The following is a 22942-nucleotide window of genomic DNA, read 5'->3' as shown; positions in this document are numbered from 1 at the left end:
GCCTTATGCTCCTTTCGCCCAGCGATAATTTTTCGAAGACATCGGGTCGGGTTGGTTTTCGAACTGATCCACCTTGCGGGTTTCGTCCGAGACAACCTCGGAAACCGGCTTGATCTCATCCATGTGTCCGCCCAGCGTGCCATAGTCGCTGACACGCATCGTGAACTCGATGGGGGCGACCAGCGCTGGTGTTGGCACGTACCCGAACGATCCGGTGGGCATGCCCAGAACGTCGACCATCACGGTGATGCCGCCGCCAGGCCAAACGTAAGCCTCGGCCCCGCCGCAGGATACAAAGGTCAGCGAGTCCTTGACCGATTTTGTCAGCCGCACCGGGTTTTCCGTGACACCTGCCCGCAGGCTGCCGCCTGCGCCGCCCATGAACAGAACCGAGCAGACCGAAGGTTCGCAGTTTTCGGCAATCAGCTCAGCAGACGCCTTCAGCGCCGGGGGAATCTCGACGAGCTGAGGTTTCAGCTCGGCATCCAGTTCAAAATAGCCATATTGCTCACCAGTGGTGGATACCATCAACAGGCTCATACCTTTACGCGCGAATTTTGGATTGAAGTCGCCCAGAATTTTTAGCGGATCCTCGATATCCGTACCGCCCCAGCCGGTGCCAGGCTCTGCGACCTGAAAATAGCGACCCGGGGTGGAACGACGACCATTGATCTTGATGCCCGTTGGTTCGACATCCAGCAGTTTGCCTGCCTGATGCTCGGACAGAACGCCGGTAATGTGGTCGTCGACCACCACCACGTCATCCACATGTTCAATCCACTGCTTGGCGAACATTCCGATCGTTGCCGAGCCGCAGCCCACCCGCATCAGTTTCTCTTCGACCCCATTAATGATGGGCGCTTTACCGGCCTGAACCACAATCGTCGTTTCGTGCCCCTCATCGCCGATCACCATTTCAACGGCCTCGCGATTGCACAGCCGCAGTAGGGCGTCGCAAGTGATCCGCCCCTCTTTCTTTGAACCGCCGGTCAGATGCTCGACCCCACCCAGCGACAACATCTTGGACCCGTATTCCGAGGTCATCACATGCCCGACGGGCTCACCGTCCACGCGGACGACATCGCGCTCGTGACCAATATGGCGATCGGTGTCGATCTTCACTTTGACACCGCAATACGAGAAAATCCCCTCGGTCACGACAGTAACCATATCCACGCCTTCCACGTCCTGGCTGACGATAAAGGGCGCAGGTTTGTAGTCGGGGTAGGTCGTGCCCGCACCGACGGCGGTCACAAAGGGCCGCTTGCCTTGCACGATGTCGCCGTCCCAGTCTTCGGGGTCTTTACCGTCTTTCAGGAACGGGACAAGGCGCGTGTCCTCAGTGCTTTCGATGATCGTCAACGCATCCAAACGGACTAGGTCGCCACCATGATTGGCATAGCGGTCGCAGGCCCCGATTTTACCGTCCGCGATGTAGCACATCACCGGGCAGGCATCGCAGCGAATTTTCTCTGGTGTGGCGCGTTCAGTTGCCATCTTTCAGTTCCTTGATTGCTGCGCGCATCTTTGCAGGCGTGGCAGGACCTTGCGTCAGCCGAACGCCGCAGGCGCGATTGATTGCATTGAAAAGGGCCGGGGCCGTCGGGATCAGAACGTGCTCTCCCAGTCCCTTGGCACCGTAGGGGCCGTGGGCATCCTCTTCCTCGATGATGAGGGTTTCGATCGGGGGGATGTCTCCAATGGTCGGGATCAGATAGTCGTGCAGGTTCTCGGTAAGGCCGGGCAGGTATTCTTCCATCAGTGCCATGCCAAGACCCTGCGCGATACCGCCCTGCACCTGACCCTCGACCAGCATCGGGTTAATCGCTTTGCCGACGTCATGGGCGGCCACGAATTTGATCGGTTTCACCGTGCCAAGTTTTGTGTCCACCTCGACAACAGCCAGATGCGCAGCATAACCAAACTGAGCATAAGGTATCCCTTGACCGTTTTCGTCCAACGGTTTTGTGGGCGGGTCATAGGTTTCTTCGGAACGCAGAACATACCCTTCGGCGTCCGGTTCCAGCGTGGTCAGGTCGATCGTGTGCTGCTGTCCGTTATCATCCACAGCAATTGCGCCTGCGTTCAGGGTGATCACAGCATCAGGCCCGGCGTTCACGCGGGACAGAATCTGCGCCCGCATCGCTTCGCCCGACAGACGTGAAGCGCTGCCAGAGACATAGGTCTGACGTGAGGCCGAAGTTTTGCCCGCGTCTGGCGTGACATCCGTATCGGCCCCGATGATTTCGATCTGCGCAACCGGGACACCAAGCGCCGTGGCAAAGATCTGCGTGATGACGGTGTTTGCCCCTTGGCCGATATCCATCGCTCCTTGGTGCAGGACCACACTGCCATCTGACCGGATACCCGATTTGATCGTCGACGGGTTGGGCAACGAAGTGTTGCCGCACCCGTACCAGCCTGCCGCCAGCCCAACGCCGCGCATCAAGGTATTGTTTTGTTCGTTGTGTGCCTGAGCTGCTTTGTTTTCTTCAGCCCACGCGGGACGCAGCGCTTCGAGGCAGGCGCGAATGCCAACACTCTGATCGAAGACCTGCCCGCAAACGGTGGGGACCCCATTCTCCAGCGCATTGTTGATGCGGAAATCAAGCGCGTCGATGCCTAGCTTGTCCGCCAACTCGTCGAACAGGCATTCCTGCGCGATGGCTGATTGTGGAACGCCAAAGCCGCGGAATGCGCCCGATGGCGGGCAATGCGTATGGATGCCTTTGGCTTCGGCGCGGTAGTCGGTGATTTTGTACGGCCCCGAGGCATGAACAGGAACCCGGTTGGCCACGGTCGGACCCCAGCTGGCATAGGCGCCTGTGTTGAACAGCCCATCAAAAGTCATCCCACTGATACGACCGTCTTTGGTTGCCCCGATCTTGACCTGCAGGTCGGAAGGGTGGCGTTTGGTGGTGGACTGCATCGACTCGGTTCGGGAATAGGTCAGTCGCACCGGCTTGCCGGTTTTGAGCGCGGCAAGTGCCAGATAAGGCTGCACCGAGATATCGAGTTTTGAACCGAACCCGCCGCCGACCCCGGTCGGGGCAATACGGATCTGATCGCGCGGCATCCCCAGAATGATCTCCAGCGCGTCCAGATCCATCACCGGGGCTTGCGTGCAGGCATGGACTTCGACCCGCCCGTTCACGATCTCGGCGAACCCGGCCTCAGGCTCGATATACCCATGTTCGACAAAGCCCGAGCGGAAATGGCCTTCGACCACAACATCTGCGTTATCCAACGCGGTTTCTGGTGTTCCGCATTTCACGAAACCGGCACACATAACGTTGCCGTCGCGATCTGGGTGTAGCTGCGCGGCTAGGGGTGTCATGGCGTCCGGTGAATCCAGCGCTGCGGGTCTTTCTTCCCACGTTACTGGAAAATCTGCTGGATCGAATGTTGCCAGAATCTCGGGCAGACCAATGATGGCGGCGACAGCCTCGCCACGGAACCGAGCCTCGGTCTCCGCGAATACAGGTTGGTCGGCAAAGTCGGGAATAACGCCAAAGTTGTTGCGCCCGGGAATGTCGGCCGCAGTCAGGACTGCTTCGATCCCAGGGGTCTTATTGGCCCAAGTGTCCAGATCGCCAAGTGTAAACCTGGCACGGTGGTAAGGGGAACGGATGACATAGATTTCCAATGTACCTGCCGGGGCAACATCATCGCCAAAAAGCTCTGTGCCTGTGACCTTGTCGTGCCCATCCACGCGCCAGATGGCTTCGCCCGCGTGTCCCAATGATGCTTCGGGCAAAGCAGGCGCACCAGCGGCAACAACGGCATCGATAATCTTGCGATACCCGGTGCAGCGGCACAAAACGCCGCCTAGGGCATCCTGGACCTGCTCATTGTTTGGCTCAGGAGTCTCGCGCAGCAATGCGACGGCAGCGGTCATCATGCCCGGCGTGCAGATACCGCACTGCGCCGCACCGTGGTTTTGAAAGCTTTCTGCCAGACGTTTGGCAATCTGGTCATCTTGCGTCAGCCCGGACACCGTTTCCACAGACCGCCCAGCAGCCTGTTGCGCCGGAACCAGGCAGGCACAGACCGGATCACCATCGACCAGAACGGTGCAAGCACCGCAGTCGCCGGCATTGCATCCGATCTTGACGTCGCGTGCTGACAGCCGCTCGCGCAGCATTTCCGACAGGCGCTCACCCACGCGCGGCACCGCGCTGACGGGGTGGCCATTCAGGGTGAATTCGGTCGTGATTTCATCAGCGCGTTTATCCATGATGTTGTCCCGCCTCTGCGATTGCCCGGACACATTGTTCTGCCACCGCGTCCAGTCGGAATGCGGCGTCCCCGCGGACGTCATCAATGGGGCTAAGCGGTGCCAAATGCTCTGATGAAACTTCAACCGTTTCAGGGGATTTCCCGATCAAATCGGCTTCGAGCTGTACCAGCCTTTGTGCCACGGCTGACGCAGCCCCCACGGCGACGCGCGCATAGTTGATCCGGCGGTTTTCATCGAGGCCGATGATGACAGAAGTCATCGTGATCGAGATCACAAGGTATCGTCGCGCGCCGAGTTTTTCGAAATGTCCAACAGTCCCTTTGGGCGGGTCGGGCAGGTAGATCGCCGTCACAATCTCATCGCCGGACAGCGCCGTTTTGCGCACGCCAGTGATGAACTTTGACAGCGGAACCTCGCGAAAGCCACGGGCCGAGCCAAGCTCAACGCTAGCCTCCAGCGTCAGCAGCGGTGGCACGCCGTCAGCGGCAGGCGAGGCATTGCACAGGTTCCCTGCAATCGTGCCGCTGTTCTGGATCTGCAGGCTACCGACTTCCCGCGCTGCCATTTGCAGGCCCTTAAATGCTACGGGCAGATTGGCCCGGGCAATGTCTGTCCAGCTTGTTGTGGCTCCGATTCTCCAACGGTCATCCACAAGTTGGATGCCCGAAAGACCATTGATGCGTGTGACGTCCAATATGTCGGTGTGCAGCTCATGACGCTGCCGGGATGGGAAAAAGTCAGTGCCGCCAGCGACAACCGTCAGATCATTGCTGGTCAGCAAGTCAAATGCATCATCGAGCGTGTTGGGAGAAAGATACCGCAAAGTGTCTATCCTGATGAGAAATTTCTCGTTAGTACACAAATGATATTACGCGAACAAAAAAAATGTCAACGATTTGTTTGGGCCAGTTTTGTTTATCATGAGCGCGGGCAGAAGATTGGATCACGGATATTCAGTCGATTGATCATTCCCCTTATTTTCAAAGCTAATTGAGGAGCAGCCACTCTAGTCGCGATAAAATTGGGCGATGTGACGGCGCAATGCCGATTTTGTTTCACGAATGTCCAGAAGTTCCAAATTCGGTCAGTAATTCGTTGACACACTAACAAACAGTCATAAATATAGTGATCGATCACTCACCCATGTGTGGATCTTACAGCGGGCTGAAACCTACCGCCTGGTGTCAATAGGGAGGAAGAGATGAACAAGTTCAATTTGATGATGGCGACCGCACTTGCTGCTGGTCTTGTTGCAGGGGCCGCTGCGGCACAGGAAAAAGTACGAATCGCTTTCATTGATCCGCTATCCGGGCCATTTGCGACGACGGGCACACAAGGCCTGGCGATCTATCGCCACAGCGTCAAAGAGCTGGTGAACGAACCTGGCGGGCTGTTGGATGGGAATGCCGAATTCGAGATGGTGCCTTTCGACAATAAGATCAGCGCAAAGGAATCTCTCATCCAGTTGCAGGTTGCCATGGATCAGGGCATTCGCATCATCGCTCAGGGCGCATCATCCGGTGTGGCGAACGCGCTGACCGAAGCCGTTGCCAAGCACAATCGTCGCAATCCTGATGATCCGGTTATCTTCCTCAACCACTCGGCCGTTGACCCGGCGTTGACCAATGACAAGTGCCAGTTCTGGCATTTCCGCTTTGACGCCAATGCTGACATCAAAATGGACGCGTTGACCGATGACATTGCAGCCAACCCGGATATCAAAAAAGTCTATGTGATCGGTCAGGACTATTCGTTCGGTAAGGCTGTTGCTGCGGCCGCTCAGCGGTTCCTTCAGGAAAAGCGCCCCGATATTGAGATTGTCGGGAACGAGTTGCACCCGATCGGCAAAGTCAAAGACTTCACGCCCTACGCGCGCAAGATTGTTGGTTCGGGCGCAGATGCCGTGATCACCGGTAACTGGGGTGGCGATATGGTCGGCCTGGGAAAAGCGGTCATGGGTGCCGGTTTCGACAAGCCGATCTACACCTACTATGGCGCGACCTCAGGCATCACCGCGGCCTTTGGTGAAGAAGGCGACGGAATCGTCAAGCTGGTCGGTGCAGGTCAGGTAAATCCGGCCCCGACACCAGAAGCGCAGGAGTTCATCGAGGCCTTCTATGTAAGCTTCCCGGATCTGGACTTTGGTCAACCTCAGATGGCGAATGTCGCACCGATGCTGGCAGCCGCGATCAACGAAGTTGGCAACGCCACGGATATCAAGGCGATCGCCTACGCGCTGGAAGGCATGGAATACGACAGTATTGTCACTGGCAAGACCGTGATGCGTGAAAGCGATCACCAGACGATCCAAACCGTGACCGTGCAGGGCCAGACACCCGAGGTCGTTTTTGAATACGACAAGTCTGGCCGCGGTATGGTTGCAGAAACTGTTGTCGAACTGGCGTCCAATGACTCGTCCACCACATGCGAGATGAAGCGCCCATAAGCCTCTAACCACTCTGGTGGTCCGTCTGAAATTCGGGCGGGCCACCAGGCTGCCACTCAATAATATGCAGGGAGACACGTAATGGCGCTGTTCCTCGTGAACGTGTTGGATGGATTTGTGACTGGTTTGTTGCTGTTCATGCTATGCAGCGGTTTGACACTGATCTTTTCCATGATGGGCGTTCTGAACTTTGCTCATGCCAGTTTTTACATGCTGGGTGCTTATTTCGCCTATCAGATCAGCCTCGTCACCGGGTTCTGGATCGGCTTGCTTGTCGCGCCATTGATTGTCGGTTTGATCGGGGCTCTGATCGAGCGATACGGGTTAAGGCGAGTTCACAAATACGGGCATGTGCCAGAACTGATCTTTACCTTTGGTCTTGCGCTGCTGATTGAAGAAACGATTCAATTCTTCTGGGGCAAAAGTCAGCTTCCATTCTCGGAACCTGCCGCGCTGGATTTTGCAGCTTTCGCTATCGCTGGAAATGCTTTTCCTGCCTACAAGGTTTTCATGATCGCCGTTGCGATGGGGATCTTCCTGACGCTGCTATACATTCTGACCAAAACCCGTATCGGCATGACCATTCAGGCCGCGCTCAGCTATCCCGAAACCGTGCAGAATCTGGGTCACAACGTACCGCTGGTCTTTATGTGCGTGTTTGGCGTGGGAACCGCGATGGCCGGTCTGGCTGGCGTCATCGCCGGTCCGGTTCTGGGCGTTTTCCCAGGCATGGCCTTGCAGCTTGGTTCGATCGTTTTTGTGACCATTGTGATCGGCGGTCTGGGTTCGCTTTGGGGCGCCTTGGTTGCATCCCTGATTATTGGCTGGCTTCAGACCTTTGCCACCGCCTATGACGTCACGGCCGAACAAGTGCTGACCGCGATCGGCTTTACCAAGCCAGAGATGATCTGGGATCATCCGCTGCAGGACCTGTGGACACTGACGCTGCCTCAGCTTGGCCCGATCTTGCCATACCTGCTGATGATCATCGTTCTTGTTCTGCGCCCGCAAGGTCTCATGGGGAACCGTGAATCATGAGTATCGCCAGTAAGACACCCTTAACTGCGGGGACTACCCGGCTGATATCGCTATCGAACATGATGCCTTGGGCTTTTGCCGCTCTGTTCCTGTTGTGCCTGCCATTTGTGTTCCAGTCCAGTTCGGCGCTGACGATCATGAACCAGATGGCGATCACCATCGTCTTCGCGCTGAGCTACAACATGTTGCTGGGGCAGGGTGGTATGCTGTCCTTTGGTCATGCGGTCTATATGGGTCTTGGCGGGTTCTTCGCCATGCACGTGATGAACATGGTCGAGGACGGGCTGTGGTTGCCTTTGCCGTTTCTTCCGATAGTCGGAGGCTTGTTCGGCATGGTCTTCGCCTTCCTGATCGGTAGTTTTTCGACCCGTCGGGCAGGCACTGTATTCGCTATGATCTCGCTTGGTGTCGGAGAGCTGATCGCCGCCTGTTCCGTCATCATCGTCGTGTTCTTTGGCGGCGAAGAAGGCATCTCGGGCGACCGGACCATGGGTCCGCCAGTGTTCGGGTATGAATTCCTTACACAGCAAGAGGTTTATTACCTTACGGTCGTGTGGCTGTTGGTGGCAGCGCTGCTGATGTATCTGTTCTCGCGCACGCCGATCGGGCGGATTGCCAACGCTGTGCGCGACAACGAAGAACGCGCCGAGTTTCTGGGGTATTCCCAGCGCAACGTTCGCTGGATTTCCTTCTGTGCTTCGGGCTTTTTTGCCGGTGTTGCCGGGTCGTTGTTCGCGATCAACTTTGAGATTCTGACCGAGGAAAACCTGAACCTTGCGACGTCCGGCTCGATCCTGCTGATCACCTTCATTGGTGGTGCTGGCTTCTTTGTCGGGCCGATTATCGGGGCGGTCGTGTTCACCTTGCTGCAAACGGTTCTTGGCCTGCATACCGAATTATGGGCGTTGTATCTGGGCATTTTGTTCGTGGCCTGTGTGATGTTCTTCCCGTCTGGTTTTGCCGGGTTGATCGCGATGCATCGACGCCCGCTCGCCTTGGGTAAACTGAAATTGCTGATCAAGCCGTATCTCAAAGTGGCAATCCCTACGATCACGAGTGTCTTGTCCCTGGCCGCCATTTTGGAAATCCTTTTCCACAAGCGCCACGGATACGGTGGCGATCACGAGATGCATCTCTATGGCATTGCCTTTGATAGTGGCGGCTATCAGGCCGTAGCGTTTGCAACAATCATCGCCGCAATCTCCCTCTTCCTAGTGTCGCGCGTTTTGCCGGAAACCCGTGAAGCCTGGGACAATGCGAACCATGCGGAGGATCGGGCATGAGCGCTCCTGCTATTGAGCTAAAAAACCTCGAGAAGAGCTTTGGTCTGGCCAAGATTATCCAAGGCGTGAACCTGCAGATCGCCAAGGGTGAACGCCACGCGGTCATCGGGCCGAACGGGGCCGGGAAATCGACCCTGTTCAACCTGATCACCGGGCGGTTCGCGCCGACCTCGGGCGGAGTGTTTCTGCACGGCGAAGATGTCACCGGATTGAAGCCCTTCGAGATCAACCGCCGCGGCCTCAGCCGATCTTTCCAGATCACCAACATATTTCCCAACATGACCGTGTTCGAAAACATTCGGTGTGGGTTGTTGTGGACAATGGGGTATCGGTATTCTTTTTGGCACATGATTGGCCGCCAGCTGGACGTTACCGAAAAGGCTGACGGTATTCTGACGCAGATCAATCTGAGTTCGCGCCGGAATGAACTGGCTGGCACGCTGGCATATGCCGAGCAGCGCGCGCTTGAGATCGGGATCACGATCGCAGGCGGGGCGGATATCATACTGCTGGACGAACCCTGCGCCGGGATGAGCCATTCGGAAACCGACCTGATCGTCGACCTGATCCGCAACGTGACCGAGGACAAGACGCTTTTGATTGTCGAGCACGACATGGGCGTGATTTTTGATTTGGCGGACAAGATCTCGGTCCTTGTTTATGGCGAAGTGATCGAATCCGACACGCCGGATGTTGTACGCGCATCGGCGAAAGTGAAAGAAGCCTATCTGGGCGCAAGTTTGGAAGAGGAGGCTGTGTAATGCTTCAGGTCACCGACTTGCACGCCTATTACGGCAAGAGCCACATTCTTCAGGGTGTTAACCTTAAGGTGGGCGAGGGCGAAATCGTATCGCTGTTGGGGCGGAACGGGGTTGGGCGGTCTACCACCTGCAAGGCCATCATGGGCGAGGTCGCCCCGCACGGGTCGATCCAGTTCCGCGGCCAGGAGATCGCTGACCGCAAGAGCTTTGAGATTGCCAAGGCCGGGATTGGTTATGTGCCTGAAAATCGGGATATCTTTCCCGGTCTCACAACTCGCCAGAACCTGATGCTGGGGCTGAAACCCGGCCAAAAGGACGGCGATGGCCGCTGGCGTATCGAGGACATGTTCGAGATGTTTCCGAACCTGCGCAATCGTGCGGATGTGGATGCCTCGGTCATGTCGGGCGGCGAAAAGCAAATGCTGACCATCTGCCGCGCTTTGATGGGCAACCCCGATTTCATCATGATCGACGAGCCGACCGAAGGTCTGGCCCCGAAGATTGTTGAGCAAGTGGGGGATCTGCTGCTGCAGATTGCCGAGCGTGGCGTCTCGATCCTGTTGGTCGAGCAAAAGCTGACCATCGCTTTGCGTGTGACCAACCGGGTTTACGTCATGGGTCACGGGCACATGGTTTACGAAGGCACCCCGCAGGCATTGCGCGAAAATGACGAAATCCGGAAGGAATGGCTGGAGGTCTGAGGTATCGCCGCAGGCATCTTGCTTATAACAAGCCGCGCTGCCGGCATTACCGCAAAACGACTGACGGGAACTCCGCAAATGCAGAGCTCCCTTCTTTTTTGGTGCACCAGATTATTTTTTCAGGAACGGCGCCATTGTCTTAAAGAACTTCTCGCCATAGGGCGGGCGAAGAGCCTTGAAGACGCCATCCATATTGATCTGCTTGAAAATAGCTTTTGCGTGGCTGAACCGTTGGAAGCCATGCAGGCCGTGATAAGCGCCCATGCCACTGTTTCCGACACCGCCAAAGGGCAGGGTGTTCTGGGTCGAATGCATGATGGTCTCGTTGATGCACGCTCCGCCGGAAATGGTGCTTTCCATCACCTGTTCCTGCTCGCCCGCGTCCTTGGCAAACACGTAAGCCGCCAGAGGGCGCGGACGGGTGTTGGCAAAGCTAATGGCCTGATCCAGCGAGTCGTAAGGCAGGATTGGCAGGATCGGCCCGAAGATTTCATCTTGCATGACGTCCAGCGCCGGATCGGCGCCGACGATCAGTGTCGGGGGCAGAATTTTCTCATTTGTGGCTGAGAGATCTTCGTTTGCGGGATTGACCTGAACGACCCGCGCCCCTGCCGAGCGTGCCTGCTCCACAAGGCCCTTGAGCCGGTCGAATTGGCGATCGGTCACGATATGTGTTACATCCGGGTTGCCGGACAGGGTCGGGAAGGCCTCGGCAAGTTTTGCCGCAAGCTGGGTGGCGAATTCTTCCATCTTTGCGCGTGGGACCAAGACATAGTCCGGTGCCAGGCAAACCTGACCCGCATTGAACCCTTTGCCCGCAGCGATCCGGGCGACCGCAAGATTCATATCTGCACTGGGGGCGATGATGGCGGGGTTCTTGCCTCCAAGTTCCAGTGTTGTGGGCACCATATGTTCTGCTGCTGCACGAAGGACGTGCGGGCCAATGGTGCTGGCGCCGGTAAACAGCAGGTGGTCAAAAGGAAGGGCAGTGAACGCCTGTGCGACGTCGACGCCACCGGTCACAACCACGGCTTCGTGCGGGGCGAAGTCTGCTTCTATCAGCGACTTCAAAAGGTCGGATGTGCGGGGTGTGAACTCTGACGGCTTCAGCATAACCGAGTTGCCTGCCGCAAAGGCTTCGGCCATTGGGCCGATGGCCAGATAGATCGGAAAGTTCCAGGGGCTGACAATTCCAATGACACCCAGGGGTTGATAATGGATGCGACCGCGCGCGCCCAGCAATCCCAGGGGAAACTCGACTTTTGCCTTCTCAGGGCGCATCCAACGATCAAGGTTGTCCCGCGCGAATTTTACCTGTTTTACCGTGCCAACGATGTCGGCCGCGATCGTTTCATGTTGTGACCGATTGCCAAAATCGGACGAGATCGCGTCAATCATGGCATCGCGATTATCCAGTACTAGGTCGATTAACCGCGTGATGCGATCCTTGCGTTCAGCCGCGTTTGGCACGCCATGTTCGGCCTGGTGGGCTTTTTGTGTCTCCAAAAGCGTCGCGAGGCTCTCGGCGGGGTTGGGGCTATGCTGGTTCAATACGCGTCTCCTGCGGTTGGCTTTGCGGTGTGCAACCGCCTTCCTGTTGGTCTGTGTGCCCGTTCTGTCCCCTTGGTCACAAGGGTCGGGTTTCGTTTCTTTGCCGCCGGGCTGCGAAGTCTGCGTTGACATTTATCCGGCGATGTGGAAGGTAAGTGATCGTTCACTAATTAGCAAGAGCGCAGTATGACCCTGACCACAGAAGACAGGTTCAAGACCGGCATGCAGTTGCTGGCGGCCTCAACGACCATCATCACTTCAGAATTCGAAGATTCGCGTGCTGGAATGGCGGCGACAGCGGTATGTTCGCTAACGGCCGATCCGCCAGCTTTGTTGGTTTGCATCAACCGAACAGCGCGAACATATGGCGTCGTCATGGACAGCCGAAAGTTTGCCGTAAACCTCATACCTGATGACATGACCGAGGTTGTCGGTGCCTTTTCGTCGAAAATGGACAAGGAACAACAGTTCCAGGCAGCCGGGACATGGATCAAAGGAGATCTGGGTCTGCCTGTTTTGAAAGAGTCCGTCGTGTCCTTTGAATGCGTGGTCGACAACTGGGCAAACACGAAGACACATGCGGTGTTCTTCGGTATGGTGAAAGAAGTTCACCTGAACCCGGAAAAGTCGGCGCTTATTTATGGGCGCAAGGGATTTCACAAACTCACACCGCTGGAAGGCTGATGTAGGGTCAAAGTGAATTTTCACCTGACCTCGCACGCCCCACACCACCAAAAACGACAATCACGTAACTTAAGAATTGCCGTGATGCCCGGGAGGAGACACCAATGCCGACGCTTGGACAGCTGATCGACCGAAACGCAGACCGCTTTGGGGATCAAGATGCTTATGTGGAACTGGACCGCCGTTGCAGTTGGCGCGAGTTAGGCCAGCGAACAGATGCGCTGGCGCATGCGTTGCGGCCGCTGGATGTCCGCAAGGGTGACAGGGTCGGGGTGATCCTGCCTGACTGCATCGAGGTTGCGGAAACCATAGGCGCTTGCGCCAAGGCCGGTGCGATTCGAGTGGGTCTGAACTATCGCCTTGCCCCGCGCGAGATTGGCGCGCTGATTGACGACGCAGGCTTGGATGTTCTGATCGTGCAGGACACGAAAGTTGCAATCGCCCAAGAGGCACTGACCTTCAGCAAACGCCAGCCGGTGCTGGTGGGAGTTGGTGCGCAGCATACGCTGGAGCGGGATTATGAAACCCTGATCGCATCAGCATCTGATCGCGGAGCCTTCATCCATACCCCGTATGAGCAATTGATGATCTGCTACACCACCGGTTCAACCGGTTTGCCGAAAGGTGCGATCTATCCTCACGCGTTGATGATCGAGTCGATGGGTGTAATCGCTCTGACGGAAGGTGCGGGTCCGGATGATGTCTGGCTGCACGCGATGCCGGCATCGGGCGTTCCGATCATTCACCTGCTGCGTAACATGTTCCACGGCACCAAATGCGCTATTGTCGGCGAATGGAATGCCGAAACGGCGCTTAAGCTTATTGACCGCGAGCAGGCGACGATCTGCGTTCTGGTGCCAACGATGCTGAATGACCTGCTGTCTTCCGGGCTGATCACGCGATACAATTGCTCGTCGATCCGGCAGTTGGGGTATGGGTCGGCGCCAATTCCACCTGCGACGGTGCGGGATGCGCTCAAGGCTTTCGGGTGCAAATTCCTGCAGATGTTTGGCACGACCGAGCTGATGGGCATGGGTATGATGCTGACAGCAACCGATCACGAACGCGCCTTGAAAGACGGGCACAACTGTCTGGAAAGCGCGGGTCGACCACTTTACTACGTGGACGTCCGTGTTGTGGATGAGCAGGGCGATGATCTTCCCAGCGGTGAGGCGGGTGAGCTGCTGATACACTCGCCCTATGTGATACCTGGCTATTGGAACCAAGCGGTGGAGTATTCGGAAACTGTCCGCGATGGTTGGTTGCATACCGGGGATATCGCAGTGATCGATGCAGAGGGTTACGTGCATCTCAAGGACCGGGCAAAGTTCCGTATCAAGTCCGGCGGCTATAACGTGTTCCCGATCGAGGTCGAAAACTGTCTGGCTGAACATGATGCAATCGACGAAGTCAGTGTGTTCGGCTTGCCCGATCCAAAATGGGGGGATCGGATTCATGCCGTTGTCACCCTGAACTCGGATACCGCTGTTAGCGGCGCGGCACTGCGTGAGTACTGCCGGGGTAAGATTGCCAACTTCAAGATCCCGAAAGATATCGAGATTTGGGATGCATTGCCCAAAGGCCCGACAGGTAAAATTCAAAAACGCGAGATCATCGAGATTTGCAGTCGCGACGACCAAAGCGGTGCGGCATAAGCACCGTTCCTGACCGAATGCTCTTGGTCAGGAAATGAAAGTTCGAAAAACAGTGTGAGGCTTGATCGTTGAAATGCGGTCAAGCCTCGTCGTTTCAATGGCCCACCTCAAATGAAGCAGGCCATCCGGTTGAGAAAGTGACCCAGTGAAATCTCTGTCGCTTGCCGCGTGTACCTACGCTTCCATGTGGCGCAGAACCGATCTCTGAAAGTAGGTCAGCGGAGATTCAGCACCCGGACCAGAGGCCATTTTGCCGACCGTGTATTTGGGCGACATCATCGCACGCTGCATTTTCTCGACGACATATACATCCTCGGTCTGGAAGTCCTGCGTTTCCAGCGGATGCACTTTCCAGTGCGAGCTTTTGATCATGCCGGATACTTTGTCATAGCCGGGGATATCCTTGACGGAACCGCGGCTCGACATCCATGATTTTGCGGCCCAGACATAAGCATGCAACCGTGTCACACCGGCGCTTACAGGTTCCATCACGGATATCGAGTAGGACCACGGGCTTGCCACGATCAGGGTTGTCGGGAACAACATGTAGACGCCGCCATAGCCTTCTTTCTCAGCATGCGGGATTTTCTTCGCGTTCCATTTGTCCATTCGCGTTGACACGAAATTCGGAACACGCGAACGCACGGTTTCGTTTTCAGTCGAGTACCAAACCTGATTGTCGCCATAAGGGTCCCAGATGTTCTTGTCCTGAGTTGGGCCGCCCAGTGTGTTCTTGTGCAGATAGGCCAGGTGGTATCCGTCGATGGCGTTCTCGAAGAACACTTTCCAGTTGCACTGCATTTCATAGGTTACAAGTTCACCGTAAGATATCAGTTCAGGGCTGGTGATGTCGTGCGGCCAGACGACATCTTCCAATCCGCTGAGCCATTCTGACAAGTCCTGATCGGGTTCGGGATTGACAAAGACAATGCCCTTGAAGACCGCGACCGAAGCCCTGTGCAGGCCGTTTTCTTTTTTGTTAATGTCAGGGAAACAGGCTTGCTGGTCGGGGATACCACGCAACGCGCCATCCAGGCCAAAAGTCCACGAGTGATAGGGGCACACGATCGTCTTGCCCGCATTGCCGCAGCCGTGGTCCAACAGTTCGGTTCCGCGATGTCGGCAAATGTTGTGGAACGCACGCAGTTCGCCGTCGTTTCCGCGGATTACGACCAGGGTAAAGTGCCCTGCCTTGGTCGTCATGTAATCGCCCGCATTGGCAACTTTTGACTCGACGCCAGCAAACACCCAGCTGCGCGAAAACAGCTTCTTGTTTTCCTGCGCCAGCCATTCATCTGATGTGTAGGCTTCGGGTGGCAATTCCTGGGTAGCGACCTCTGGCATTTGGTTTGGCTGTTGCATGAAGGATCTCACAAATGGCTGCTAAGTTTTCATTATTGTCAACGTTGACAGGTAACCTGGAGCGCGGCATAAGTCAATGCAAAGTGATCGTTCACTAATTTTGACGATTTGGAAGAAATTGGCCGCAAAAACTGCGGATAATCACGATTTCAAGGGCTCTTGTCCTGAGCCTGATGAAGAGACTGGAAACGCTATGCCGCGCCCGAGCTTAAAACCGCAACGGTCAGAAGAAATCCTTGATGCCTATATGACCTGCGTGGCCCGGTACGGGCTTGATGGCGCCACTCAAGAGCGTGTCGCGGCCCAGGCGGGTGTGAAGCGACCTTTGTTACGGCACTACCTTGGCAATCGTGACCAGATGATTGGTGCGCTAAATCAGCATGTCGCAGACGCGTTCAACAATCTGACATTGGAGTTGGATTGTCATCTTACACAGATCGAAACAGGCGATCAGTTCTTGGAAATCCTATTTGCCGAAGATGAAGAGATCGATCCGCGGCTTGCTGCTGCGTGGCAGGGGTTATCGGCATCAGTCGGGGATCATCCCGGACTCGCGGAGGCGTTGCTGGAAGTCCTGGCACGTTTTGTGGCGGTTCTTGAGAAGTTCCTTGCTCGCGTGTCGCCCGACGCCACACCAGAACGGGTGAAGGCCGTGGCGCAGGGCATTTCAACGATCTTCCTGTCCCTCGATTCACTGGCCGCACTTGATGCGCCGTCAAATTGGCGCACCGAATTGAGGCGGGCGGCTTCATTGCTGACGGAAACTTTGTGATTGCCAAGTCGGGTCGCATCCGACGACGTCAGCGCGGCAGGCCCTCTTCGGTTTGGGCCTGCGTGGACAGCCAGTGACGAAAGCTGCGCAGCGACGGGTCGTCCGACTTGGTTTTCGGCCAAACAAGATAGTAGGCGCCCATCATCTCAACCGCGTCCGGGAAGGCTGCGATCAGTTTGCCTGTCGCGAGGTCCTGTTCGATCAAATAATTGGGCAATAACGCAACGCCAAGACCGTGAACCGCCGCCTGATTGATCGTTGTGTATTGATCGTAAATCGTTCCGGGCAATGCGTCGGGATGGCTTGTCCCCATATGACTGAACCATTCTTGCCAGGCGTGGGGCCGGGTCTGGATGTGCAGCAATGGTAGTTTCAGCAGATCTCGCGGTGATGGCGGCGCGCCTTTGGGCAGCAGGGATGGCGCGCAAACCGGCAATACACTTTCCACACGCAGCAACAGCCGATCCGTGCCGGGCCAATCGGGTTCTCCAAAATGCAGCGCCGCGTCGAAGGGTTCAGCGGTGAAACTGAACGGACGCAGGCGGGTCGACATGTTGATGGTTATTTCCGGGTGCATTCGGGCAAATTCGGGTAATCTGGGCACTAGCCACCGCATTCCGAACGTCGGCAAAATCGCAAGGTTCAAGGTGCCACCAATAGGAGCCATGTGCAGCTTTAGCGAGGCCTGAGCGATCTGGTTCAGGCCTTGCCGAACCTCGGCAACATATTCCTGCGCAACTGGCGTCAGCAGCAGGCGTTTGCGATCCCGACGGATCAGATCGACACCTAGCTGGGCTTCCAATGTTTGCAATTGCCGGCTGACGGCACTTTGGGTCAGGACAAGCTCATCAGCGACCGCAGAAGCCGAGCCTAAGCGATCCAGCGCTTCAAGGGCGCGGAGTGATGAAATTGAGGGGAAGAGGCGGCGTGGCGTTACCATCTATGCGATCTGCTCATGAATTGCCCCGTTATCTTGCAGTTATTTGCGCTTTGTTCAAACATCTTGTTGATTGTCTGCTTCAGTAATTGGCCGGGCCTTAAGTCCTCGTCACTGCCACTGCTGCGCATCATAGATCCACCCTTCCTTATGCTGTCCGGCCCAATAACCGATCGCAAACAGTTCGGTCATGTATTCGGGGTCGAAGGGTTCCTGCGGCTTTCTTTGAAGTTCCTTGGGGATATAGGTGATATTGGCTTGAAACCCGTCCCGGTTCGCGAGGGTCAGGATGCTTTCGATATTGCCAAGGCTTTGCGAACGGATCAGCATCTCGAACGCGCGGTTAGCCACTGCGGTTGCATTTCCGGGCAAGGGATCGAAACTCGGTTCCAGCGTTTTGTTGTGGATTAACCAAATGCGGTTTTTTTGGTTGCTCAGCCCAGCGTCCCGCAATAGCTGACGCATCTGCAAGTCGTATGGGTAGGCAAAAATCTCGCGGGTCAGACCGCCATCCACATGCAGTTCTTCGCGTTGAACTTCGCCATTGGTCACCTTGATTGTAACTGGTTGGAATACGACAGGTATCGAGACCGAGGCCAAAATTACATCCCGGATCAGCTCCCGTGCGCCCGGTGTGTCGGTTTGGGCCATAGCTCCGATGTTCCACAGCACCGGACGTTCCGCGTCGATGTTGGTGGTGCCGATCAAAAGCTGGCGGCCCAATCTGTGCTGCTCCGCGATCTCGCGGATCAGATCGTCGGTCAGTTCTTGCTTGATTGCCGCTTTCAGTGGCGTTGCTTTGGTCAGAAAACCGCGCCCAAAGACGGTACCCGAAACGTCTAATCGCACGACATCCCGGGTCGCGGTTTCGGTGTAGAACCGCTTCAGGCGGCTGTCATAATCCGGGCCGAGGAATGCGAAGGGCGCAATTAGCGCGCCGGTGGAGATTCCGGTGACCGCACCAAAGGAAGGGCGGGTGCCCTTGTCGGTCCAACCATTTAGAACGCCGGCTCCAAAAGCGCCGTGCTGGCCGCCGCCTGACAGCGCAAGAATGTTCAGACCTTGCCCCCTTGGAACCTGTGCTAGCGTCTTGCGCATTTCCGCATTGAGAGTTGCCAGAGGGTCGCGGCTATCATCCTCGAAATACTGGCTGTCCGGGGTTATTCCAACCGGCAGAAAGGTCTCGTAATTCTCGGGCGTCGGCGTAAGTGCTGTCCGATCATAGCTGCCGGCACATGCGGTTAGCATCAGCGCGAGGGCGAAATTGACACAAATCTTGAATGAGGGCATCGGTGAATTGTCTGTTTTGAAAGTGGTGCCGTTCTGTATATTGCCAAGCATATTTTGTTGAGTGCCAAATCTCTGCAGGCGCCTTAATCCAATTGTATCGTTAGGTAATATGCGAGATGACACCGATCGAAACAGCGGACATCGCAAAAAATTGCTTACATGTTTCGGCTGATTTCATTCTTTAAATTGTCACCATTGACAGTTGTTTGCTGTTTGCCTATCTCGTTTCAAAGCACCGTAAGATCGGGCATGTGTTAACCACTGTTGCTGAGGTCAAAACGTTTAGCTTGCCAACCGTGAAGACGACGGCCCTAGGAGGGGACAGCATGCCGCAAATGTACCATGAGTTACCTGCAGAGGCGTATACATCGCAGGAGTGGTTCGACCGAGAACAGCGAGAGATATTCTCAAAAACATGGCGTTTTGCTGGTTTTATGGAAGATTTGCCCGAGCCAGGCCATTATCTTTCGGTTCAGGCGGGATTGAACAACTTGTTCATCGTCATGGGGAGGGATCGCAGGCTGCGGGCCTTCCACAATATCTGCAGACATCGGGGCACCCAATTGATCCGCGCTGTGGGAAAGACCCAAAAAGCGCTGACCTGCCCCTATCACGACTGGACCTATGATCTTGAGGGCAACCTGATCTCGGTCCCGGATGAGCATCGCGAATATAAGTCCGTCGACAAATCCTGCCTTGGCCTGAAACCTGCTTCGGTCGATATCTGGAAGGGTATGTTGTTTGTGCATCCCGACCCGAACGCAGGGTCGATCATGAAATGGTTTGGCGACGTGGACGATAAGGTTGGACCACACGTGCCAGAAGAGCTGGTGGAACACGAGGACACCTCGAACACCTATGAAATCAAAGCCAATTGGAAGATCGTTGTCGAGAATTACATCGACGTCTACCATCTGAGCCACCTTCATTCGAACACCCTACAAATGTATGACCACGCCAATGCGCAATATGGTTGGTACGGGCCGCACTACATCTTTTGGGAACCGCCGGTCGAAGAGTTCGCCAAAGATCAGAACAAAAAGCTTCAGATGCCTCGGGTCGTTCCTGAAGATCAGAATGGTGCATGGGTGCCGATGCTGTTTCCAGGGGTTGGAATTGGCGCGTCTGAGGACGTGTGGAACGTCTTTATCATTACCCCGCTTGCTCCGGACAGGACGCGGATTCTGAACCGGACGCGTGTTGCCAATGCCTCGGGCTGGGAGTTTTCGAAACAGGCCACCCGGTCGGCGTCTTTCTGGAACAATTTTGGTATCAAAGGCAAATATGACGGTGATGATGCGTATGATGAAAACGATCCGATGGCCTCGGGCGATTTCACGCAAGAGGACATCTATGCCTGTGAACAGCAACAGAAATCCCTGACATCGCCCTATTTTGAGGTCGGTCCAGCCGCCGTTGGGGAAAGCCCCGTGGTTCAACACCAAAGGGTCGTTCGCGATTGGTTGCAAGAAGAATGATCAACTCCGACGACCGGTTGTCGATTGCGACCTTGCTGCGGGTCTTCCGCACAAAGATCGCAACGACCTGGGGTCTGACCTTGGTTGCAACGGGGTTGTTTATCTTCCTTCCCCTGTTGATCGGCTATTCGATCGACGGCCTGTCGAATGGGGACTACACGTCGTTCATCCATTTCGGTGTTGCGATGGCAGCGCTGCTGGTTGTGTCGACGTTGCGGCGTGTTTACGACACGCGGGCCTATGGTACGATCCGCGTCGAATTGGGCAAGGCGCAGGCCGAACGGGATGCGGGGCGCGAAGTCTCGGTGCTGAATGCGCGTGTTCTGATGGCCCGCGAGTTGGTTGATTTTCTGGAAAATGAGGCCCCTGAATCGATGGGTGCAGTTGTGCAGGTTCTGGTCTCGGTCGGTATTCTGATGTCCTTTCACGGGGCACTTGCCACCGCCGCAGGGACCGCTGCTGTGATTATCCTGATCATCTTTACCCTGTTTTCGCGTCGCTTCTTCCGCCTGAATGGGCTGTTGAACCACCAGTCAGAAAGACAGGTGACTGCGTTGCAAAGCATGGATCTGAAAAAGATCGGCCAACACTTGTTTCGATTGCGCACGCATGAGGTTCGGTTGTCGGATTCCGAGGCACTTGTCTACGCTGCGATTTTTGCTGTCTTGCTCAGTATGCTGGCCTTCAATCTGTGGTTTGCGGCGACGCAAAGCGGGGCGACGGCAGGGCAGATATTCTCGGTTGTCACCTATTCGTTCGAGTTTGTGCAATCGGTCGTGGTTTTGCCGATGGTCCTGCAAAGCCTCGCGCGCTTGTCCGAGATTACCGAGCGGATCAACGCGCCAGCATCAAAACAGGGTGCCAATGCCTAAACCGTTCAATTCAAACACCCGGCCCATTTCGGGTATCATCACACATCCCGCCCATTCGCTTGGCACGAATTTCGGAGGCTTAAATGACCAGAGATTTTCACCCGCTTGAGGTGCTTGAAACGCGCAACGAGATCGGCGGGCAGGCCAAATCCGTCATGTTCGACGTGCCGCCACATCTGGCCCAAGACTTTGCCTGGCGTGCCGGTCAGCACCTGACCCTTCGCTTTTGGATTAAAGGTGAAGAGGTGCGCAGAAGTTATTCGATCTCGTCTTCGCCCGTCTCAGGGGATCCGCTGCGTATCACCGTCAAACGGGTGAAAAAGGGACTCGTCAGCAACCATATCAACGATACGGTTCAAAAGGGTGATGTGATCGACGTCATGCCGCCATTTGGCTGTTTTTGTCTGGATACAGACCCGGAGGAACGGCGCACACACTACTTCTTTGGGGCTGGCAGTGGCATCACCCCGTTGCATTCCATGCTTCAGTCCGTGCTTTTGGCCGAACCTTGGTCGGTTGCACATCTGGCTTATGGTAATGCGAACGCAGACAGTATCCTGTTCAAAGATGAGTTTGCCGCATACCAGCAGGCTTTTTCTGAACGCCTGACGGTGCATCACCTTTTGTCCAAACCCTCAATGTGGTCCAGTTTCGCTTATTGGCGCCGGGGTGTCATCGACAAGGATGCGATCGAGGCGCTGACCACAGAAAATCCGCCTTATGCCCAGAATGCCCAGTACTACATCTGTGGTCCCGGCGGGATGAACAAAGCGGTTCGAGACGCGCTTATGTCTTTGGATGTGCCTGCCAATCGGATTCACATGGAAAGCTACGGCGGCGTTCAAGAGACCGATGACAGTATCAAGGGCGTTGATGCTGTTGTGGACATAACGCTGAACGGTCAGCGACAATCGGTTAAGATGGCATCCGGTCAGACGATCTTACAAGCTGCTCAACAGGCGGGGTTGGAGCCGCCATATTCCTGCCAGTCTGGGGTCTGCGGCGCGTGCCGGTGTCAGGTGAAAAAGGGCGCAGTTCATATGCGGGCGCGAACCGCTTTGGATGATAATGAGATCGCGAAAGGTGCGGTCCTGTCTTGCCAGGCGGTTGCCACGACGGACAAGCTTGCGGTTAGTTATGATTAACCCGGCCGTTGGCCTGGCCGTCGCCGTCAGGTTTTTTCTTCCAATGTTTCAGCCAGTTTCAGCGCGGCGAAGTAGGACGAATAACCCCATGTTTTTGGCGGTTTAAGCGGAACGAAAGCATCCGTGGTGATAAAAAGGTTTATGATTCCGTGTGCGACGATCTCGCAGGCTTGTTTGTCGGCTTTTGGGTGTGAGGCAAGAACAATATCTATCGCGACCTTGTAAAAAGCCTCCATCGATTCCAGCAACGGTTTGCGAAGCTCCGGGTAGATCTCAATCGAGTTGACGAGTGCCTGGTAACAAATGTTTATCCGGGGATCCATCTCACCGTCAGAGTTGAACAGGGCCTCGATCAGATTGCGGACATCGGGATGTTCGTCCAGCGCAACGCGCAATGTTTCGGTCTGTTTGCTGAACGTTTCGACGACATGCTCACCTAGCGCCAGAACCATGGCTTTGCGGTTGCCAAGGTGATGGCGGATCAGTGGGCGCTTCAGCCCGGCTTGTGCCGCGATATGTTCAAGTGTGGCCCCTTCGACGCCGTAGCGAACGACGCACGACATAAAGGCATCGAGGACTTCTTTTTTACGTTGATCTTGTACCGAGGGGCGACCCATGCGATTACCCTTACACAGAAACGGAATTTTAGAGATATCTTAGTTGAAATTGACTGTCAATACTGACAGTCAATTTAAGTTTAGAGTGTCTACCACTCTTCAGCGCTTTC

Annotated in this window: 19 protein-coding genes; 11 read left to right on the top strand and 8 right to left on the bottom strand. The window is 55.7% G+C overall.

The window, feature by feature from the left end; all coding sequences use genetic code 11:
- Nucleotides 1-3 precede the first annotated feature (3 nt).
- The 3 genes from AC2FIO_RS12690 to AC2FIO_RS12680 are packed head-to-tail and all read right to left on the bottom strand — an operon-like array spanning nt 4 to nt 5063.
- Entirely contained in the window at nt 4-1497 is a 1494-nt protein-coding gene (locus AC2FIO_RS12690; RefSeq protein ID WP_496698034.1) for a 6-hydroxynicotinate reductase, read from the bottom strand.
- Nucleotides 1487-4237 (bottom strand): molybdopterin-dependent oxidoreductase, encoded by a 2751-nt coding sequence (locus tag AC2FIO_RS12685; protein ID WP_496698032.1) that lies wholly within the window; start codon nt 4235-4237, stop codon nt 1487-1489. The genes AC2FIO_RS12690 and AC2FIO_RS12685 overlap by 11 nt, the downstream gene beginning before the upstream one ends.
- The gene (locus AC2FIO_RS12680) at nt 4230-5063 is read right to left on the bottom strand and encodes an FAD binding domain-containing protein (protein ID WP_496698030.1); all 834 of its coding nucleotides are present in this window, start codon (nt 5061-5063) and stop codon (nt 4230-4232) included. The genes AC2FIO_RS12685 and AC2FIO_RS12680 overlap by 8 nt, the downstream gene beginning before the upstream one ends.
- 378 nt (nt 5064-5441) lie before the next feature.
- On the opposite strand from AC2FIO_RS12680, the gene AC2FIO_RS12675 reads away from it, so the two are divergent.
- The 5 genes from AC2FIO_RS12675 (at nt 5442) to AC2FIO_RS12655 (ending at nt 10469) form a co-directional block, all read left to right on the top strand.
- Nucleotides 5442-6686 (top strand): branched-chain amino acid ABC transporter substrate-binding protein, encoded by a 1245-nt coding sequence (locus AC2FIO_RS12675; RefSeq protein ID WP_496698029.1) that lies wholly within the window; start codon nt 5442-5444, stop codon nt 6684-6686.
- 81 nt (nt 6687-6767) lie between these two features.
- Entirely contained in the window at nt 6768-7724 is a 957-nt protein-coding gene (locus AC2FIO_RS12670) for a branched-chain amino acid ABC transporter permease (RefSeq protein ID WP_496698027.1), read from the top strand.
- A complete protein-coding gene (locus tag AC2FIO_RS12665; RefSeq protein ID WP_496698026.1) occupies nt 7721-9007 on the top strand; it encodes a branched-chain amino acid ABC transporter permease in 1287 nt (428 codons plus the stop codon). Before AC2FIO_RS12670 ends, AC2FIO_RS12665 begins: the two co-directional genes overlap by 4 nt.
- Nucleotides 9004-9768 carry an ABC transporter ATP-binding protein gene (locus AC2FIO_RS12660; protein WP_496698024.1) on the top strand — a complete coding sequence of 255 codons (765 nt, stop codon included), beginning with the start codon at nt 9004-9006 and terminating at the stop codon, nt 9766-9768. The genes AC2FIO_RS12665 and AC2FIO_RS12660 overlap by 4 nt, the downstream gene beginning before the upstream one ends.
- Nucleotides 9768-10469: an ABC transporter ATP-binding protein gene (locus AC2FIO_RS12655; RefSeq protein ID WP_496698022.1), complete on the top strand. Its 702-nt coding sequence runs from the start codon at nt 9768-9770 to the stop codon at nt 10467-10469. Before AC2FIO_RS12660 ends, AC2FIO_RS12655 begins: the two co-directional genes overlap by 1 nt.
- Before the next feature lie 111 nt (nt 10470-10580).
- On the opposite strand, the gene AC2FIO_RS12650 is transcribed toward AC2FIO_RS12655, so the two are convergent.
- On the bottom strand, nt 10581-12020 hold the full coding sequence (locus tag AC2FIO_RS12650) for a coniferyl aldehyde dehydrogenase (protein WP_496698020.1): 1440 nt from the start codon (nt 12018-12020) through the stop codon (nt 10581-10583).
- Between the two features lie 186 nt (nt 12021-12206).
- Here AC2FIO_RS12650 and AC2FIO_RS12645 point away from each other — a divergent pair, with 186 nt between their 5' ends.
- Nucleotides 12207-12704, top strand: coding sequence for a flavin reductase family protein (locus tag AC2FIO_RS12645; RefSeq protein WP_109311127.1), 498 nt, complete (start codon nt 12207-12209; stop codon nt 12702-12704).
- Nucleotides 12705-12808: 104 nt separating this feature from the next.
- Entirely contained in the window at nt 12809-14359 is a 1551-nt protein-coding gene (locus AC2FIO_RS12640) for a class I adenylate-forming enzyme family protein (protein WP_496698018.1), read from the top strand.
- A 174-nt stretch (nt 14360-14533) separates the two neighbouring features.
- On the opposite strand, the gene AC2FIO_RS12635 is transcribed toward AC2FIO_RS12640, so the two are convergent.
- Nucleotides 14534-15721: an aromatic ring-hydroxylating oxygenase subunit alpha gene (locus AC2FIO_RS12635; RefSeq protein ID WP_496698016.1), complete on the bottom strand. Its 1188-nt coding sequence runs from the start codon at nt 15719-15721 to the stop codon at nt 14534-14536.
- 193 nt (nt 15722-15914) lie between these two features.
- On the opposite strand from AC2FIO_RS12635, the gene AC2FIO_RS12630 reads away from it, so the two are divergent.
- Nucleotides 15915-16493, top strand: coding sequence for a TetR/AcrR family transcriptional regulator (locus AC2FIO_RS12630; RefSeq protein WP_496698014.1), 579 nt, complete (start codon nt 15915-15917; stop codon nt 16491-16493).
- 28 nt (nt 16494-16521) lie between these two features.
- Here AC2FIO_RS12630 and AC2FIO_RS12625 read toward each other — a convergent pair whose 3' ends face one another.
- Entirely contained in the window at nt 16522-17433 is a 912-nt protein-coding gene (locus AC2FIO_RS12625; protein ID WP_109311124.1) for a LysR family transcriptional regulator, read from the bottom strand.
- Nucleotides 17434-17541: 108 nt separating this feature from the next.
- Entirely contained in the window at nt 17542-18771 is a 1230-nt protein-coding gene (locus AC2FIO_RS12620) for a patatin-like phospholipase family protein (RefSeq protein ID WP_496698012.1), read from the bottom strand.
- A 275-nt stretch (nt 18772-19046) separates the two neighbouring features.
- Between AC2FIO_RS12620 and AC2FIO_RS12615 the strand changes: the two genes are divergently transcribed.
- From AC2FIO_RS12615 to AC2FIO_RS12605, 3 genes are all read left to right on the top strand, one after another.
- Nucleotides 19047-20198, top strand: coding sequence for an aromatic ring-hydroxylating oxygenase subunit alpha (locus AC2FIO_RS12615; protein WP_496698010.1), 1152 nt, complete (start codon nt 19047-19049; stop codon nt 20196-20198).
- The gene (locus tag AC2FIO_RS12610) at nt 20195-21070 is read left to right on the top strand and encodes an ABC transporter six-transmembrane domain-containing protein (protein ID WP_496698009.1); all 876 of its coding nucleotides are present in this window, start codon (nt 20195-20197) and stop codon (nt 21068-21070) included. The genes AC2FIO_RS12615 and AC2FIO_RS12610 overlap by 4 nt, the downstream gene beginning before the upstream one ends.
- A gap of 83 nt (nt 21071-21153) precedes the next feature.
- The gene (locus AC2FIO_RS12605) at nt 21154-22215 is read left to right on the top strand and encodes a 2Fe-2S iron-sulfur cluster-binding protein (protein ID WP_496698007.1); all 1062 of its coding nucleotides are present in this window, start codon (nt 21154-21156) and stop codon (nt 22213-22215) included.
- Between the two features lie 26 nt (nt 22216-22241).
- On the opposite strand, the gene AC2FIO_RS12600 is transcribed toward AC2FIO_RS12605, so the two are convergent.
- Nucleotides 22242-22832, bottom strand: a complete 591-nt coding sequence (locus AC2FIO_RS12600) for a TetR/AcrR family transcriptional regulator (RefSeq protein WP_058276671.1) — start codon at nt 22830-22832, stop codon at nt 22242-22244.
- Between the last annotated feature and the right edge of the window lie 110 nt (nt 22833-22942).

It is taken from the genome of Ruegeria sp. CDSB086 (assembly GCF_059611065.1).
The sequence above is the reverse complement of the archived record's forward strand: the minus strand, read 5'-3'. Positions and strand labels throughout refer to the sequence as shown.